This window comes from Chitinolyticbacter albus (assembly GCF_024437655.1).
Taxonomy (GTDB): domain Bacteria; phylum Pseudomonadota; class Gammaproteobacteria; order Burkholderiales; family Chitinibacteraceae; genus Chitinolyticbacter; species Chitinolyticbacter albus.
The window spans coordinates 224,766-242,275 of record NZ_JANBVF010000004.1 but is presented as its reverse complement, the minus strand read 5'-3'; the positions used below and the strand labels follow the sequence as shown (position 1 = coordinate 242,275).

Genomic DNA, 17,510 nt, shown 5'->3' with positions numbered 1-17,510 from the left:
ATGGCGCCGGCCCATACGGCTTGGCGATGCGTCGCTTCTGCAAACACGCCGCGGAATGTGTCTGCCATGGCCGATCCCACACGGTAGCCCCCTATCGCGTGCGCGCACCCCACGAAGCGTGGCTGGAAGATAGCGCTGGATTGTTCAGCGTTGCGGTCGACGAACGGTAGCCTTGAAAAGCGTAGTGATGCACTTATCTAGTGTTCAGCATACGCTCATTTTGAGGTCTGTTCGCTACATATCGCTTGCTTTTCAACGAGGATATTCATCATGGCTACGTTTGATTTTGCTCCACTGTACCGTTCCGCCATCGGTTTCGATCGCTTCGCCCAACTGGTCGACGAAGCACTGCGCAGCGACACACAGGTCAGCTACCCGCCGTACAACATCGAGCTGGTCGCCGAGGACAAATACCGCATCACCATGGCCGTTGCCGGCTTCTCGCGCGACGAGCTGGAGCTGGAAACCGAGCGCGACGTGCTTAAGGTAATCGGCCGCCGCCAGCGCGCAGAGACCAAGGCGACCTTCCTGCACCGTGGCATCGCCGCCCGCGATTTCGAGCACCGCTTCAGCCTGGCTGACCATATCCAGGTGGTGGGCGGCAGCCTCGACAACGGCCTCTTGCACATCGACCTGGTGCGCGAAGTTCCCGAGGCGCTGAAGCCGCGCCGGATCGCCATCGGCAGCGCCGATGTGCATCTGTTAGACCAGAAGGCCGCCTGATCGCGGTGCACACGAAAAAGCCGGGCATAGCCCGGCTTTTTCATTGTTTAGCACGCCAGTGTTAGTGGTAGTCGTGTTCTTTCATGCACGCAAGCGCCAGGTTGTAGCCGCTCGACATGCAGGTATAGAAATCCTTGGTCTTGCCCGAGCTCGACCTGCATTCCGACTCGGAAACCCGCCCGCGCGCCTTGGTCAGCAGCGGCGCCGTCTTGTCAAAATCCGCCTGCTTGATATGGCCGCCCTTCAGGTTGCGCCGTCCCGTTTCCAGCATCTGGTCGAGGCTGTAGCGGCTATTCTCCACCGCCTTGGCGCAATCGAGCGTGCCGCTCGGCTTCACCTTCATCAAGCCCTCGGCCATTTCATTGGCGAGCTGCTTCGATTCCGCATCGACGTTGCCAGACTTGGATGCGCTGAAGGTGTTACCACCCTGCACCTTGAGCTCCTTGGCCTTCTGGTTCGGCGGCGGTTCGCTGCTGTATTGAGTGACGCCATTCTCATCGACCCACTTGTAGACGGCGGCGGAAGCCGTTGCGGCGAGCGCCGCGAGGGCCAGGGCCAGCAAGGTACGTTGCAGCATGCTTATCTCGGGATTGATTCGAACATTTGCATCATCTTGGGAACACCGCGTTTTGCAGCATAGTCGCGGATGCGGGCGGGCCGCTCACCGCTGGTGTAGACCTGGTCGGGATCGGCGCCGAACTTGAGCAGCAGGTTGGCGATGGCAACGTCGTCCTCGGCCACCGCCCAGAACAGCGGCGTGCGCCCTTCCTCGTCCGCCATGGTGTAGCGCGCGCCCGCCAGCAACAACGTGGCAGCACTGTCACTGGCACCGCGCTTGATTGCGACCAGCAAGGCGGTCTCATCGACGGCATTTTCCAGATCGATGTCAGCGCCCGCCGCCAGCAACTGCTCGATCAGCGCCGGCCGATCATAGCGAGCCGCCTGATGCAGCGGTGCACTTTCCCAGATATCGCTCGGATCGTGGGCATTGATGCCGGTCTGGCCCAGCAGGCAGGGCAGGGCCTCGCCCCGACCTTCGCGGATCGCGACGGCGAGCACCAGCCAGGGATCGGCCACCGCGGAGCATGCCGCCGCCTGCTGCATCAGCAGCAGACCGGCCAGCAACATCGTCGCCGCCATGCGCATCCCGATTCCCCCGTCATTGTTCAGCCGATGCTAATGCACAACGCGAGCGAGGGGAAGCGCAGCACTTCGCCGACGCGTGGCGCTTACACCGATGGAGCCGTACCCGCGAGCAGCGCATCGAGCCGGGCCGCGGCATCGGTAGGCAGGCGGTCGGCAGCCAATGCCACCGTGGCGTGGCCCAGCGCGCGGTAGGCAGGCTGCAGCGTGGGCGGCAGGGCAGCGAGATGGCTGGCCACGGTCGCGACATCGCCGCGAGCGATGGGGCCGGTCAACGCGCGCTCCGGCCCCAGCGCCAGCGCGTTGTCCAGCGTCTGCCGCATCAGGGGCGCGAGCAGCGCCAGTGCTTGCGGTCCGGTAAGGCCCGCCGCCATCGCGGCCTCGGCGGCCAGCGCCGTGAGGGTGACCAGGTAGTTGGAAGCGAACACCGTTGCCGCGTGGTAGCAGGCCTTGCCACCGGGAGCCAGACGGAACGGCTGACCGCCGAGCGCGCGGGCCAGTGCTTCCAGTTCGGCCGCCGCCGCGCCTTCGATCGCGCACGGCGTGCCCGGCAGCTGCTGCAATGCGCGAGCGGGCTCGGCGAAGCTCAATGCCGGGTGCAGGCTACCCGTGGAGGCGCCAGCCACGGCGACAGCACGCAACGCTGCAGCATCGAGCACACCGCTGGCGTGGAACACCACGTCGCCCTGCCGGATCAGGCCACTCTCGGCCAACTGGGCCGCCGTCCCGGCAATGGCATCATCCGGCGTGGCGATCAGCCACCAGCGCGCGGCTGGCAACGACATCAGCGTCGCGGCAGCGGTACCGGCGCCGATGAAGGCGACCGCCTCGGCGGCGTGTGCCGGCTCACGGCACAGCACGCCGCCGATCGCCAGTGTCCCCGCCTGATGCCAGGCGCGGGCCAAGGTGCGCCCCAATTTGCCGGCCCCGATCACGTTCAAGCTGTCCATGCGTCCTCCTTGCCGGCATTGTGCCCACGCAACCGGACAAAGCAAAACGGCCCCGAAAACGGGGCCGCACCAAGGGGGACAGGATCGTGAATCAGGCTGCTACGGCGCTTTGCGGTGCCGTGTCGGCGAAAGCGATCGGGCCTTTCTTCTCATGCGAGATGCGCTTGGCGGCAACCCGATACAGCGTATCGAAATCGGTGCCGTCATGGCCGAAACGGGCGAGACTGGCGCTGGCCGAGAAGCGGATCAGCAGGTCGTCGTATTCGACTTCGAGATCGGCAACCGCCTGGCGCACCGTGACAAGCAGCGCTTCTAGCTCCGCCTCGTCGACACCTGGGGCCACGATACAGAACTCCTCTCCGCCAACCCGACCCAGATAGGCATTGCGGCCCACATGTTCGCGCACGGCGTCGGTACAGGCCCGCAATGCCATATCGCCCGCGCCGTGACCGTAGCGACCATTCAAGGTACGGAACCGATCCATGTCGATCAGCAGCAGACCCAGCTGGCCCTGATGCTTGCGTACACGGCGCAGCTCGCGCATTGCCGCTTCCTCGAGGCCGCGGCGGTTGAGCGCGCCCGTGAGTGCATCAAAGCGCGCCAAACGCGAAATGCGCGAACGCAGACGTTGGCTGACGAGCTGCGGCCAAGCCAGTGCCGACAGCAGCAACATGGCCAGTGGTGGCAGGTAGGCAAACGGCAGCTGTGCCCACGCGCCTGGCGAGCCGACCAGCCAGGCCATGGCCACGGCGATCCAGTACGCGGCGTGCAGCACATGGATCACGGCAAACAGCTGGCGCGGCGGCGCCCAGCGCTCCTCGACGGTGCGGGGCATCAAGGAACTGACATGCATCAGCGCCAGCGGCAGCACGGACAATGCAAAGCACAGCCCCTGGACCAGTGCTGACTTTTGTTGAAAGTTAACGTAAGCATAAACGGCAGCGGCCAATAACGGCCACGGCAGGACCGTAAGGCTCTGAGTAGTCTGGCCGAGGTAAGCACGTCCGCCGATGAGCAACAATGCATCGGCCAGGACGAGAGAGGAAAAAGCCAGCACCGGCACGTTGAAGAAATAGGCAATGCTACCCGCAACACCAACAACGGCGCCACATGCCAGTACCGCCAAACCGCGTTCGCGATGGCCGAGTGACAGCAGGCTCAGATTGCCGCAGGCCAGTAGTCCGACTACGGCCCACATGCCGGCGATCGTAAGCTCGAGGTTGAGCACAATCTCCATACATCCCGTTATTGTAAAGTTATATTCATGTTGGAGCTTAACATGGGTGTAAATGCCTTCAGCGCTTGCCAGGCTGTGCGGTCGACAGCTCTGACGAGTGGCATAATCGCGAACAACATTCAATTGGAGCAACGATTTATGGCCACGCTGATCTGCGGCTCGCTCGCCTACGACACCATCATGGTGTTCCCCGACCGCTTCAAGCATCACATCCTGCCCGAGCAGATCCATATGTTGTCGATCTCGTTCCTGGTTCCCGAGATGCGGCGGGAATTTGGGGGATGTGCGGGCAATATCGCCTACACCCTGCAGCTGTTGGGCGACGAACCGCTGATCATGGCCACCGCCGGCAGCGACTTCGGGCCCTACGCCGGGCGGCTCGATGCCCTCGGCATCCGCCGTGACGGCATCCGCGAGCTGCCCGAGCAATTCACCGGCCAGTGCTTTGTCACTACTGACCTCGATGACAACCAGATCAATGCCTTCCATCCCGGCGCCATGGGCTATTCGCACTACAACCGGGTCAACGAGATCGCGGCCCCCATCGACTTGGCCATAGTTTCGCCCGATGGCAAGCAAGGCATGCAGGAACACTGCGCGCAGCTTGCCGCCGCCGGCATTCCCTTCATCTTCGATCCGGGCCAGGGCCTGCCCATGTTCAGCGGTGACGAGCTGCTGGCGATGATCGTCCAGGCCGATTACCTGTCGCTCAACGACTACGAAGCCGAGCTGGTGGTGCGAAAAACGGGCCTCACGCTGGACGCGCTGGCGCTACAGGTGAAGGCGTTGATCGTGACGCTCGGCGCCGACGGCGCGCATATCTACGCCGATGGCGCGCGCCACGATATTCCGGCTGTCCCGACAGCCGCCGTGGTCGACCCCACGGGCTGCGGCGATGCCTTTCGCGCCGGCCTGCTTTACGGCCTGCGTCGTGGCTGGGATTGGCCCACCACCGGCCGGCTGGCCTCGCTACTGGGCTCGATCAAGATCGCCGAGCGCGGCGCACAGAACCACACTTTCAGTCGCGAGATGCTGGCCAGCCAGTTCCAGGCGGCATTCGGTTACGCACTGCCCTGAGCCCAGGCCCATCGAGTGGCGACTGGGAACTCACGGCTCCCGGTCGGCCCCGTCGTAAAGAAGCACTGCTGGTCGACCAATCCAGCCGACGTCATCGTCGCGCAATCCAAATCAAGCTGGCGCCGGCGGGCAAGCCGACATTGGCGACCACGCCCTAAGGCTGCTCAATCAAGTACGGGCCCACCGCGTCACCGCGGGAAAACCCCGCTCAAGGTGGGGCCGCGCGGCAGCCCAGGCCACAAACTGGTCAGGCTTTGGCTGACATTGTTGATTGCATGTCGTCGAAAGATGGGAAATCGTACGAAGTTTGCGGCTTTATTCCTCAAGGTATCTTGCTCAAGCAGAAAAATATCTTTCTCATTTGGTCAGCCTGTTGACGCCAATGTTAGAATTACCGGTCCTGTTTCATGGCTGCCGAGCGATGTCGCGATTCCTGTTTTGCTTGTTCTTGTTGTTCCCGGTGCTGGCGACGGCTTCCAATCCCCTGCTGCGTGCCACGTCGTTCACGCTCGACAATGGGTTGACCGTGGTGCTGTACCCAGATCACCGGGCCCAGCAAGTGCACACCGAGCTGTGGTATCGCGTTGGCGCGCTCGATGAAACGCTTGGCAAGGGAGGGCTGGCCCACGCCTTCGAACACCTGATGTTCAGGGGCACCAAGCGCTGGCCGGGCGACGGCTATACCCGGCAGGTACGGGCACTGGGCGGCAGCACCAATGCCTGGACCAGCGCCGATTTCACCTGGTACGTCAACACGGTTCCCAGTCGCTCACTCGACGCGGTGCTGGAAATGGAAGCCGATCGCATGCGCAACCTGACGATCGACGAGAAGACGATGCGCACCGAACTGCAGGTCATCCTTGAAGAGCGGCGCATGCGCATCGACAACAATGCGCAGCAACTGGCCATCGAACAGCTGCAGCACAAGATGTACGGCAAGCACCGCTGGGCAGACGGCGTCATCGGCAGCGAAGCTGATCTGCAAGGGCTGACCATAGGCGACTTCCGCGGCTTCTACGACCGCTGGTATCACCCCAACAACGCCACGCTGGTCATTGCTGGTGATGTGGACCCGGCAACGGTCAAGGCCAGCATCCAGCGCTATTTCGGCGCGATCAAGGCCACCACACTTGCGCAACGCGAACCGCTACCACAGCCGATCGCCGAGGTAGACCGCAAGCAGGTACTCAAGGCCTCTGCGCCCAACAGCATGGTGATGCTGTCCTGGCGCCTACCGGCCGAGCTGCCGGGAACGGACCGCGCGGCACTTCGCGTGCTGGCCGAGATTCTCAACGGCGGTGCCAGAGAACAGGGCTTGCGCGAACTCTCGGCGGGGCAATGGGGGCACTACAGTGACCTTGGTCGCGATGTGCCGGTCTTCACCTATGGCAGCCAGTTGCGGCGCGGCAAGAAATGGTCGGCGCTGCAAAGCGACATGCTGCGCCAGATCCGTGTGTACCAGGGCGACAGCCTGTACGCCGAGGATGTCGAGATCGCACGCAAGAAACTGCCGGTACACAAGCTGTTCTCCTACGACGGCCTCAACGACGCCGCCGCTGAACTGGGCTTGTACGCCAGCCTAGGCCGCTCCGTCGCCGATGAGGTGGCCGCGTTGCAGCAACTCTCCGAGGTCAGCCGGGCCGACGTGATACGAGTAGCCGAACATTACCTGACCGACGACACGCTCGCAGTCGTCGTCGTCGACGCCCAATCCATGGACAACTAAGGCATGAGGTTCCCGATGCGTTTCGCGATATGGATGGTAGCCACGCTGCTGGCACTCCCTGCTTTAGCCGTTCCGCCGATCGAGCACTGGAAGACGCCGCGCGGCAGCGATGTCTATTTTGTCCCGCGCTCGGAAGTCCCGCTGATCGACATCTCGATCGACGTTGACGCCGGGGAAGCCAGGGCCGACGAGCCCGGCGTAGCCATGCTGGCCATGCACGCGTTGCTGAATAAGATGCCTGAGCGCATCGGCGAGAAACAGCCGTGGCAGACCATCATCGAATCGGGCAACCTGTACAACACCCGAATCGATGCTGATCGAGCACAGATGACCATACGCTTGGACCGTTCGGCCGGCCTCGAATCGCTGCTTGCCAAGGAAATTGGTGACCAACTGGCACGGCCAGTCTATCCCGAAGAGCTGCTGCGCTACACCCGGCGCTGGCTAGCCCAGCAAATGCCGGAAAAGGTCGAGAACGCGCCGACCAGCGCGCGGCTGCAAGCAACCGCCATGGCCAATCATCCCTATCGACTGGCCGCGATGGCCACTCACGATAGCGTGGACGATCTTAGCAATATGCAGTTGCGGCGCTTTCACAAGCGCTATTACACGCCAGCCAATCTGAGCATCAGCATCGTTGGTGACATTCCGCGCGAGCGGGCGGTATCGATCGCCGAGACGTTGACCGCTTACCTGCCCGACGGCCCCGCAGCTCAGCCCCTGCCTGCCGTAGCCCCCGCCAAGATAGACGCGCCACGGCAGATGAAGGCCATCAGCAGAGGGCCGCAGAAAGCCATCGTGCTCGGCGTGCCGCTGGCGCCCAGCCAGAGCATCGACGACACGGCGGCTTTGCTGCTCGGCAACTACATGTTGGGCGGCAGCAGCTTCAATTCACGGCTGTTCAAGACCATACGTGCCGAGGATGGGCTCAGCTACTACGCCCGCAGTCAGCTCGACCAGATGCGCAGCGGCGGGCTGCTGATGCTGACCGCGGCCACTAAATCCGAGCGGCGCGAAGAGCTGCAAAAGCGCCTGAATGAGGAGTTCAACCGATTCTGGCAGCAGGCGCCCAGCGCAGCCGAATTCGCGGAAATGCGTGAGCAATACTTGCTGCAGATGAGCCAGTGGGGTGCCACCAACAGCGAACTGCTGACATTGGTAGCCGACGTGGCCTTCCACAAGCGGCCGCTCGACTACTACAGTCAGCTGGAACAAAGCATGGCCAAGCTCGATGCGGCCAAGTTGCACGCGGTCTGGCAGCGCTATATCCAGCCGGACCAGCTGGTGGTGATCGCCGAGGAGTAGTCGCTGCACACGGGTGTGGCGTCGCCCGGCCGGCCTCGCTACTAGGCCCGTTTAAAATCGCGCACATGGCGAGCCATGCCTATGCTGGAGAACTCTCTTACAGAGGAGCACCGGCATGACCGACATCTCGCCAGATCCCGAGGCCGAGCTCCTCAGCCTGCGCACCATACTCGATGAGATCGGCGCCTATATCTATGCCAAGGATCTGCGGGGCTGTTACACCTACGTCAACCAACGCGTACTGAGTCAGTTCCATCGCACGCTGGACGAAGTGATCGACAACGATGACGGCGTCTTCTTCGATCTCGCCAGCTCCGACCAGCTCAAGCAAAACGATCGTTACGTGCTGGAAACCGGTGAGACGGTGGTGCGAGAGGAAACCAATTTCGTCCTGCCCACCGGCGAGAAGCGCGTGTACTGGACGGTAAAGAAACCCGTGCGCGATGCCGATGGCCACATCATCGGCATGTGCGGTATTTCCACCGACATCACCGAGCAGAAGGAATTGCGCGCCCGCGCCGAGCAGCAGCAGACGCTGCTGGAAACGGTGCTCAACAATGTCGACGCGCTGATCTACATGAAGGACGACCAGCGGCGCTTTCATTACGCCAACCAGAAAGTCGCCCAGGTGTTCGGCCGCTCGCAAGCCGAAATCGTCGGGTGCCTCGATAGCGAGCTGGTGCCCGAAGCGCTGGCGGACCAGTTCTGGCAACTCGATCAGAAAGTATTTGCCACCGGGCATAGCCAGGCCAGCGAGGAATCCCTGACCGGGCCCGATGGCAAGGTGCGCCACTATGGGTCACACAAGGTGCCGCTCGATCTGGTCAGCACGGTGAAGACCCTGATCGGCTTCTCCTCCGATATCACCGAACTGTACGACCTGAAGGAACAGCTGCGGCTGCAATCCATCACCGATGCGCTCACCGGGCTTGCCAACCGGCGGCAGTTCTTCGATTTGGCAATGCAGGCATGCTCGGCTTCGCTACGCCACCGGCGGCCGCTGACATTACTGATGCTGGACCTCGATCACTTCAAGGACGTGAACGATCTGTACGGCCACCCGGCGGGCGATACCGTGCTGCAATCATTCGCCCGCCTGTTGCAGGACGCGGTGCGGCGCGAAGACATCGTGGGCCGGGTGGGCGGCGAGGAATTCGCGGTCCTGCTGCCGGATACCGCCACCGCCGAGGCCGAAGGGCTGGCCGAGCGCATCCTCGCAGCCATCCGTGTGCAATATTATGTGGTCGAGGAGCACGAGCTCACCGTAACCGCCAGTATCGGCGTCGCCGAGCGACGCACCACCGACACCAGCTTCGATGCGCTCTATTCCCGTGCCGACCGCCTGCTGTACGAGGCCAAGCACCTGGGGCGAGACCGTATCTGCTACGCCGAACGCCACTGATCACCGATGCCACGGCCATACACCGTGCGCTAGCCGTTCCCGCCAGCGACCGAGTGCTGACGGGCATGCGCGATGCGGGATCGACACATCGATAGCGCAAACCCGCACATGTAGGCGGCAGTCATAAGGCCGATGACCCCACCTGCAAACCCGTAGCCCAGCGCAGCGATCCCTACATCGCGCTCATGCGGAAAGACCAGGGCAAAGGGAACGCATCCGGCGGCAAATCCGCACAGGCACAGCAACGGCACCATGTATCGCCCCGCGCGGCGCAGCGCGATGGCCAACGGCAGTCCAAGACAGAACAGCAGCGCATAGTTCACGATCAGCCCGCCGCCCAGCACGATCAGCATGGCGCCACCAAATCCCGTCCCCTCGCGCCACCCCATCGCCGCAATCGCGCCCGTAGTGAGCAACACCAGTGTTGTCAGATGCGCGGCAATGGGCGCTAGCAGCGCCCCCATCGCCAATTCGAATTTCAGCGTGTTCGATAGCACGGCGCCTGCCCAGGCCATGGTGGATCGATGCGATACAACAGTGGAACAAGCGCTATGCTGCACGTTTGCGCCCTTGCCAGCCAGTCCCATGCCCCAGCCCCCCATCGCTCCCCGTCGCCCGCATCACCTGAAGAAACACGGCGAAACCCGCATCGACGATTATTACTGGCTGCGCGAGCGCGACGATCCGGCAGTGCTCGACTATTTGAAGGCCGAGAATGCCTACGCCGAAGCCGCGCTGGCGCCGCTGCAGCCGCTGCAGGACACGCTATTCGCCGAGATGAAAGCGCGCATCCAGGAAGACGACAGTTCGGTGCCGTACCGGCTGGGCAACTGGATGTACTACTACCGCTACGAGGTGGGCGGCCAGTACCCGCTGCTGTGCCGCAAATACTGGCGCGATGAAGGCCAATGGCAGATGGAGCCCGAGCAGTTGCTGCTCGACGTGAATGCGCTCGCCGCCGGCCAGCCGTATATGGAGGTCGGCGAGTTCGAAGTCAGCCCGGATGGCACATTGCTCGCGTATAGCACCGATGCCACCGGCTACCGCCAGTACACGCTGCACGTCAAGGATCTGGTCAGCAGCGCGCTGCGGGACTTTACCGCCGAGCGTGTCACCTCGGCGGCCTGGGCGCTCGACAACCGCACGCTGTTCTTCAGCACCGAAGATGCCGAGACCAAGCGCTCCAACCAGCTGTGGCGCTGGCAACTCGGCACCGCAGCGCCGGCGCTGGTCCGCGACGAGCGCGACGAGCGCTTCGGTGTCGATGTCTACCTGAGTCGCAGCCAGCGCTTTTTGATCTGCCAGGCCGGCAGCCACACCACCAGCGAGATCCGCGTGCTCGCCGCCGACAAGCCACTCGGGCGCTGGCGCACCTTACTGCGGCGCCGCGCCGGCGTTGAATATGGCATCGAGCACGGGCACGAGTGCTTCTGGCTGCGCATCAACGATAAGGGACGCAATTTTCGCCTGGTGACTGTGCCCGACCATGGCCCGATCGGCACGTCGGAAACATGGCACGAAATCCTGACCGAACGCGCCGACGTGATGCTCGAAGGCGTCGAGCTGTTTCGCGAGCACATGGTCTGCCACGAGAGGGTGAACGGGTTGTCGCAACTGGTCGTCACCCAGCTGGCCACCGGCGCCAAGCACACCATCGCCTTCGATGAACCGGCGTACAGCCTATCAGGCGGCGCCAACGCGGAGTGGGCTAGCAGCGTTTATCGCTACGGCTACGAGTCGATGACCACGCCGGATACCGTCTACGACTACGACATGGCCACGCGTGAGCGCACGCTGATGAAGCGCCGCCCGGTACTCGGCGACTTTGACCCGGCGCGCTATGCCACCGACCGTATCTGGGCTACCGCAGCCGACGGCACCCAGGTGCCGATCTCGCTCGTCTGGCGCCGCGACACACCGCGCCCGGCCCCGCTGTGGCTGGAAGGTTATGGCGCCTACGGCTCGCCCAACGACGTGTATTTCTCGTCGAGCCGGCTCTCGCTGCTTGATCGCGGTTTCGTTTACGCCGTTGCCCATATCCGCGGCGGGGGCGATCTGGGCAAGACCTGGCACGATGCCGGCCGGCTCGCCAACAAGCATTACAGCTTCAGCGATTTCATTGCCTGCGCCGAGCACCTGTTCGCCACCGATCACACCACACCGCAGCAACTGGTGATCGAAGGCGGCAGCGCCGGTGGCCTGCTGATGGGCGCCGTGCTCAACCAGCGACCCGATCTGTGCCGCCTCGCCATCCTCGAAGTGCCCTTCGTCGACGTGCTGACGACGATGCTCGATCCGGACCTGCCTTTGACAGTGGGCGAATACGAGGAATGGGGCAATCCGAACCGGCGCGAACAATATGGCTGGCTGCGCGCCTACTCGCCGTACGACAACCTCGCCGCCACCGCCTACCCGGCGATGCTGGTGCGCACCTCGCTGAACGACAGTCAGGTGATGTACTGGGAGCCCGCCAAGTATGTGGCCAGGCTGCGCGCGCTGAAGGCCGATGCCAACCCGCTGCTATTCATCACCAATCTGGACGCAGGACACGGCGGCGCAAGCGGGAGGTTCGATCATTTGCGCGAAACTGCCGTGGCGTACAGCGCCGCGCTCGGGTTGTGAGGCGGTGAACCGATTCAATACCGGCTGAAGCGACCCACCGTGATCAACCGCAGTTGCTGCTTTCCCCGATGAACTTGGCCACTCTTTGAACAGACGCCGCAGTCCGGCGTCATCCGAAGATATTCGAGCCAATGCCGCCGCTACTGCCGGCTGGCTACATAAGCAACCGAACATCCAGGTGCTGCGACCGGGAGTGCCATCCCGTTGGCATTCGACGATAATGCACACGCCGCAAGCTTGCAACAAATCGAGTTCAAGCTTTCTTGTTGCGCTCATATGATTGCAAGGCTGCTGGCAAGCATTGTGGCGCGTGTACGCACATCATCACGACCTACAAACAGAGGATCATCATGAAGAAACTGAACGCCGTTGCAACGGCGCTGCTACTGCTGGCCGCAAGCTATACCCACGCAACGCTGATTCCAGCCACCGTCAACGCCAGCCACGTCGCCAATGTGACCAATGGCATGACCTTTCTCAATGGGTTTCATGATGGCGGTGTGGCGGGTAACCACCTGACGGTCAACTGGACCACCGCCTACCAGAACGTGGGCCTGCTGCAGTTCGATGTCTCGTCGTTTGCTGGCATCAACCTGCAGGCGCAGCTCAATCTCTACCATCAGTTCAACTGGGGCAACGGCGCCCAGTTCGGCATCTACCGCAACACCAGCGCCTGGGAAGGCGTGACCAGCGACTGGGCAAGCCGCCCGAGTTTCGATGCCACGCCGGCGGCCATCCTGGCGATCAATGACAACGACGAAGCGGTAGCCCGCTCGGTGGATATCAGCACACTGGTACAGGGCTGGGCCAATGGCAGCTTTGCCAACTACGGCATCACGCTGCAACGCATCGACCAGGACAACCCCTACGTCTACTTCACCTCCAGCGCAGGCAGTGGCGGCTTCACACCCAACCTGACCATCGCGCCGGTCCCGGAGCCGGAAACCTATGCGCTGATGGGCCTGGGCCTGATCGGCTTGATCGCAGCGCGCCGGCGTAAACACCAGGCAGCCTAAGCATCAGGCTCTCCTGGAGAACTGCAGTCGACGCAGGTTCTCCAGGAAGAGTCGCGTTTCAAGGTGAAGCACCTGCCGGCATCGCCATCTGTTTTGAAGGCTTTTCCACCTTCGCCTGCCGGCCGCTACTGAACATCCACGATCTCGCCGTCAGCCCGGACCTGCGAGGTCAAGGCATAGGTGCTCGCCTTCTCGATGAAGCCGAGGCACTGGCGCGGCGGCTTGGATGTTTGCAAGCTCACGTTGGAGGTGCTGGAGGGCAACGCAGCGGCAAGGGCGCTGTACCAGGCCCACGATTACGCCGGTTATGCACTCGATCCGGCCATGGGACAGGCGATGTTCTGGCAAAAGAAGCTGCAGCGCTGCCGCAAACAAAAACCCAGCCGGCTGGCAAATGTCTGGTACTTAAGAAACGCCAAGCTGTAGGACGATACAAAAACGAGCGCTTTCAGTACTCCTTGTTGCATTGAACACCCCTCAAAAGTAGTCCACCAAGACTTAACTAACCGGCATGAGGTTAATCTCCTGTTTTCTTCAACGTTGCTCATGCGAATCATTGGGGCTGCTATTACTCAAATTTGAGATGCAGCCCCGGTTTATACAAAAACAGTCAATTCTTTCTTCTAAGGATCATGGGCACCAGCTCCCATGTAGGATTCCCATACTCATTCAGGATCCTTCTTTGCAAGGAAACCATGCACTTTCGATGGCCCTCCAAAAACTCTGCCATCGCCAGATACTCTTGATTCACTTCGGGCACAAACTTACCTTCAAGCGCACACTGGTAGATGGTATTTCCTGTAATTGAGAAGCTCATATGCGAGTAATACCACGAGAAGGTCAACTCTTTATTACTCGGAAAAAAATGCGACACTGTTGCTCGGCCATCAGAGATGGTAAACCCTTTTTCCTCATTGCAATCATCGCAATAATAATTAACTTGAGCTTGATTATTTGCACCAAAAGTTATTTTTACATCATCAGGTGCTTTTTCATGTGTATACATTGGATATGATGCACACCCTGACATCAGCAGCGAGAGAAGAATAAGGATAGTTTTGATTTTCAATTTAGCCCCCCCCAAGAACAGACAAATCGCAAATAAGTGCCCAAAAGCGCACGTGCATCCTGACAATCCAAGTCGCTCATGATATCAGTGCTTGGCCAACAACCAGCCACTTATACATCTGCCTACTCGCGTAGAACAGGGCCAGAACCCCAATGCAGGTCAGTTATAGAGCCGAGAAACCACAGCACGATGCAAAAAGGAGCGCATTCCGCGCTCCTTTTTGCATTGAAAGCCCCTCAGAAATAGTCCGCCCGGACTGAACTGGCTGGCATTACGCCAGCTGGCTTTTTTTGCGACGATAATGGCGTTTAGACGTTGAACAGGAAGTTCAGCACGTCGCCATCCTTCACCACGTATTCCTTGCCTTCGGCGCGCATCTTGCCGGCTTCCTTGGCGCCCTGTTCACCTTTGTACTGGATGAAGTCGTCAAAGGCTATGGTCTGCGAGCGGATGAAGCCGCGCTCGAAATCGGTGTGGATCACGCCGGCCGCCTGCGGCGCGGTGTCGCCCTTGTGGATGGTCCAGGCACGCACTTCCTTCACGCCGGCGGTGAAGTAGGTCTGCAGGCCCAGCAGATCGTAGGCGGCGCGGATCAATCGATTGAGACCCGGTTCGCTCTGGCCCAGCTCGGCGAGGAACTCGGCCTTGTCAGCGTCGTCGAGCTCGGCGATTTCCGATTCGATGGCGGCGCAGACCGCCACCACCGGGGCGCCCTCGGCGGCGGCGTGGACGCGCACCTTGTCGAGCAGCGGGTTGTTCTCGAAGCCGTCCTCGGCCACGTTGGCCACGTACATCGCCGGCTTGATGGTGAGCAGGCACAGCGATTTGATTTGCAGCTTTTCCTCGGCGGAGAGGCCGGCCGAGCGCGCCGGTTTGCCTTCGTTCAGGTGCGGCACCAGTTTTTCCAGCACCTTCACCAGCGCGATCGCTTCCTTGTCGCCGCTCTTGGCCTTCTTGCCGTCGCGCTGGATCGATTTCTCTACCGTGGCAAGATCAGCCAGCGCGAGTTCAGTGCCGATCACGATGATGTCGTCGATCGGATCGATGCGGCCGGCCACGTGCACGATGTTGTCGTCGTTGAAGCAGCGCACCACGTTCACAATCGCGTCGGTCTCGCGAATGTTGGCGAGGAACTGGTTGCCCAGGCCCTCACCCTTGGAAGCGCCGGCAACAAGGCCGGCAATGTCGACGAACTCGACAATGGCCGGCACCACCTTCTGCGGATTGACGATGGCGGAGAGCTGCGTCAGGCGCGGATCCGGCACCTCCACCACGCCCACATTGGGCTCGATGGTGCAGAACGGGTAGTTGGCGGCTTCAATGCCGGCCTTGGTCAGCGCGTTGAAAAGCGTGGACTTGCCGACGTTGGGTAGGCCGACGATGCCGCATTGGAGACTCATGCTAAATCCTGTAGGTGGCGGGGCTGGCCCGTAAAACCCGCTATTTTACCGTGACTTAGCGTACAAGCTAAAGCAGCACGCGATATGGGGCTTGGCATGGTTTTACCGCGGCCACCAGGTTGGCGATAATCCGCAGCTTCGCCCACACAGGATAAGCCCATGCCCGCCTACGGAAGCTGGGGAACACGGATGCGTTTGTTGCTCGGATCGCTCTTGGCGCTGGATGGGCTGGCCTGGTGCCTCAGCGGCAAACTGAATGTCGGCACCTTGCTGCCTTTGGCGCTGGGCCTGGGCCTGATCGCACCGGTACTGCTGGCGCGGCGCTGGCAGGCCTGGCTGGGCAGAGCCGCCTGGCGCTCACGCGCTTGGCGCGCCGCGTGGTGGATCGGCCTGATCTGGCTCATCACATTGCTGCTGTTCTTCTGGCATCTTGCACGCCAACAAACGACCCAGCTGCCGCAGGCACCCGCTGCCATCGTGGTGCTCGGATCGGGGTTGAACGGCTCACAGCCAGCACCGATGCTGCAGTTGCGACTGGACGAAACGTTGCAATGGGCCAAGCGCTATCCGGCCGCGGCCATCGTCGTCTCCGGGGGTCAGGGCCTCTCCGAGGACATCAGCGAAGCGGCGGCGATGCGTCAGTACCTGGCCGGGCAGGGCATCGCACAGGCGCGCATCCTCGAAGAGAACCGCAGCACCAGCACCGAGGAAAACCTGCTGTTCAGTCATCGCGTACTAGGCACACGCGGTCTGGCAGCCGATACGCTGCCGGTGCTGGTGGTCAGCAGCGATTTCCACGTCTGGCGCGCGCGGCGGATCGCGAAACGACAAGGCTACGGCAAGGTGATGACGGCCGGTGCGCCCACGCCGCTGCTGGTCCGCTACAACGCCTGGTTGCGCGAATACTTCGCCGTCGCGATCTCGTGGACGCTTGGCGAGTTCTGAATTATTCGTCCTGCCCGATCTCGACGAAGAGATCGTCCGACAACGCTTCCAGATCATGCTGCAGCGCGTCCGCGTCGAACCCGGCTGGCGCGCGCAGCACCGCGTCGGCGTAGAACATGATCTCGCTCGACATCGCCGCCGGCGTCACCTCGGTACTGAGCTGCTCGACGTTGACGCCATGGCGCGCCAGCACCTGGCTCACTTCCTTGACGATGCCGACGCGATCATGTGCCGAGACCGACAGCGTGAATTCGTAGGTGAACTCCGGCTCGGCACCGCCTTCGACCACGCTGACGGTAAGATCGGTCAGCGCGGCCAGCGCGCCTTCCAGCGCAGCGCGGCGCTCGGCCGCCACCTCGATGCGCAGCACGCCGGCAAACTGGCCGGCGAGGCGGCTCAGCGCCGACTCCAGCCAGTTCGCTTCATGCGCGGCCAGCGTTTCGGCCAGCTGTTCGACAAGGCCCGGCTTGTCACGGCCGAGGACGGTAAGAACGAGGGAGGCATTCATGGTTGGAGCTTCCATTCTATGGGGGCCAGACAACGACGGTTCGCTGCACAGGATACGTGAGAAGCCGCGCTGCTAAAAACCAGCCGGGGCGGCAAATGCGCTACGGGTGCCTGCGATTCCCCTGGCACAGGCGTGCCGACCAGCCCCGAAGCGATCACGACCAGAACAGCCACCCAAGGCAGAGCACACTGTGACATGGCTGTAAGCAATCGCAGAATCCGTGATCGGGATCTGCGCTGGCCGTACAGTTTGGCGTAGCGCCGATCCGTCCACACCAATTTTCGAATTGCGCAAGTTGAAATGGCATTTCATGCCAGAAATTCGCGGCTAAATTGACAATGCGGATTCAGCCTGGCTACAGCACACCGATCTACCTATCTGCGCCAC

Annotated in this window: 17 protein-coding genes; 9 read left to right on the top strand and 8 right to left on the bottom strand. The window is 61.9% G+C overall.

The window, feature by feature from the left end:
• Positions 1 to 270 precede the first annotated feature (270 nt).
• The gene (locus NLI84_RS03690; protein WP_255988252.1) at positions 271 to 723 is read left to right on the top strand and encodes an Hsp20 family protein; all 453 of its coding nucleotides are present in this window, start codon (positions 271 to 273) and stop codon (positions 721 to 723) included.
• 61 nt (positions 724 to 784) lie between these two features.
• On the opposite strand, the gene NLI84_RS03685 is transcribed toward NLI84_RS03690, so the two are convergent.
• From NLI84_RS03685 to NLI84_RS03670, 4 genes are all read right to left on the bottom strand, one after another.
• On the bottom strand, positions 785 to 1,300 hold the full coding sequence (locus tag NLI84_RS03685) for a DUF4124 domain-containing protein (RefSeq protein WP_255988251.1): 516 nt from the start codon (positions 1,298 to 1,300) through the stop codon (positions 785 to 787).
• 2 nt (positions 1,301 to 1,302) lie between these two features.
• The gene (locus NLI84_RS03680; RefSeq protein WP_255988249.1) at positions 1,303 to 1,863 is read right to left on the bottom strand and encodes an ankyrin repeat domain-containing protein; all 561 of its coding nucleotides are present in this window, start codon (positions 1,861 to 1,863) and stop codon (positions 1,303 to 1,305) included.
• An 89-nt stretch (positions 1,864 to 1,952) separates the two neighbouring features.
• Entirely contained in the window at positions 1,953 to 2,816 is an 864-nt protein-coding gene (locus NLI84_RS03675) for a Rossmann-like and DUF2520 domain-containing protein (RefSeq protein WP_255988248.1), read from the bottom strand.
• 91 nt (positions 2,817 to 2,907) lie between these two features.
• Positions 2,908 to 4,176, bottom strand: a complete 1,269-nt coding sequence (locus NLI84_RS03670) for a sensor domain-containing diguanylate cyclase (RefSeq protein ID WP_255988246.1) — start codon at positions 4,174 to 4,176, stop codon at positions 2,908 to 2,910.
• Positions 4,177 to 4,191: 15 nt separating this feature from the next.
• Here NLI84_RS03670 and NLI84_RS03665 point away from each other — a divergent pair, with 15 nt between their 5' ends.
• From NLI84_RS03665 to NLI84_RS03650, 4 genes are all read left to right on the top strand, one after another.
• Entirely contained in the window at positions 4,192 to 5,130 is a 939-nt protein-coding gene (locus NLI84_RS03665; RefSeq protein ID WP_255988244.1) for a carbohydrate kinase family protein, read from the top strand.
• Between the two features lie 442 nt (positions 5,131 to 5,572).
• Positions 5,573 to 6,856: a M16 family metallopeptidase gene (locus NLI84_RS03660; protein ID WP_255988243.1), complete on the top strand. Its 1,284-nt coding sequence runs from the start codon at positions 5,573 to 5,575 to the stop codon at positions 6,854 to 6,856.
• A 15-nt stretch (positions 6,857 to 6,871) separates the two neighbouring features.
• Positions 6,872 to 8,161: a M16 family metallopeptidase gene (locus NLI84_RS03655; protein ID WP_255988241.1), complete on the top strand. Its 1,290-nt coding sequence runs from the start codon at positions 6,872 to 6,874 to the stop codon at positions 8,159 to 8,161.
• Between the two features lie 115 nt (positions 8,162 to 8,276).
• Complete coding sequence (locus NLI84_RS03650) at positions 8,277 to 9,563, top strand: sensor domain-containing diguanylate cyclase (protein WP_255988240.1); 1,287 nt, start codon at positions 8,277 to 8,279, stop codon at positions 9,561 to 9,563.
• 29 nt (positions 9,564 to 9,592) lie between these two features.
• Here NLI84_RS03650 and NLI84_RS03645 read toward each other — a convergent pair whose 3' ends face one another.
• Positions 9,593 to 10,078: a hypothetical protein gene (locus tag NLI84_RS03645; protein ID WP_255988239.1), complete on the bottom strand. Its 486-nt coding sequence runs from the start codon at positions 10,076 to 10,078 to the stop codon at positions 9,593 to 9,595.
• 70 nt (positions 10,079 to 10,148) lie between these two features.
• Here NLI84_RS03645 and NLI84_RS03640 point away from each other — a divergent pair, with 70 nt between their 5' ends.
• The 3 genes from NLI84_RS03640 (at position 10,149) to NLI84_RS19215 (ending at position 13,671) form a co-directional block, all read left to right on the top strand.
• Positions 10,149 to 12,185, top strand: a complete 2,037-nt coding sequence (locus tag NLI84_RS03640) for a S9 family peptidase (protein WP_255988238.1) — start codon at positions 10,149 to 10,151, stop codon at positions 12,183 to 12,185.
• Positions 12,186 to 12,535: 350 nt separating this feature from the next.
• A complete protein-coding gene (locus NLI84_RS03635) occupies positions 12,536 to 13,201 on the top strand; it encodes a DNRLRE domain-containing protein (RefSeq protein ID WP_255988237.1) in 666 nt (221 codons plus the stop codon).
• A 2-nt stretch (positions 13,202 to 13,203) separates the two neighbouring features.
• Entirely contained in the window at positions 13,204 to 13,671 is a 468-nt protein-coding gene (locus NLI84_RS19215; RefSeq protein ID WP_373316878.1) for a GNAT family N-acetyltransferase, read from the top strand.
• 140 nt (positions 13,672 to 13,811) lie between these two features.
• Here the strand turns inward: NLI84_RS19215 and NLI84_RS03625 are convergent, their stop codons facing one another.
• Positions 13,812 to 14,270, bottom strand: coding sequence for a hypothetical protein (locus NLI84_RS03625; protein WP_255988235.1), 459 nt, complete (start codon positions 14,268 to 14,270; stop codon positions 13,812 to 13,814).
• A 308-nt stretch (positions 14,271 to 14,578) separates the two neighbouring features.
• The gene (gene ychF / locus NLI84_RS03620) at positions 14,579 to 15,670 is read right to left on the bottom strand and encodes a redox-regulated ATPase YchF (protein WP_255988233.1); all 1,092 of its coding nucleotides are present in this window, start codon (positions 15,668 to 15,670) and stop codon (positions 14,579 to 14,581) included.
• 159 nt (positions 15,671 to 15,829) lie between these two features.
• On the opposite strand from ychF, the gene NLI84_RS03615 reads away from it, so the two are divergent.
• Positions 15,830 to 16,615: a YdcF family protein gene (locus NLI84_RS03615; protein WP_255988232.1), complete on the top strand. Its 786-nt coding sequence runs from the start codon at positions 15,830 to 15,832 to the stop codon at positions 16,613 to 16,615.
• 1 nt (position 16,616) lies between these two features.
• Here NLI84_RS03615 and NLI84_RS03610 read toward each other — a convergent pair whose 3' ends face one another.
• On the bottom strand, positions 16,617 to 17,123 hold the full coding sequence (locus tag NLI84_RS03610; protein WP_255988231.1) for a glycine cleavage system transcriptional repressor: 507 nt from the start codon (positions 17,121 to 17,123) through the stop codon (positions 16,617 to 16,619).
• Between the last annotated feature and the right edge of the window lie 387 nt (positions 17,124 to 17,510).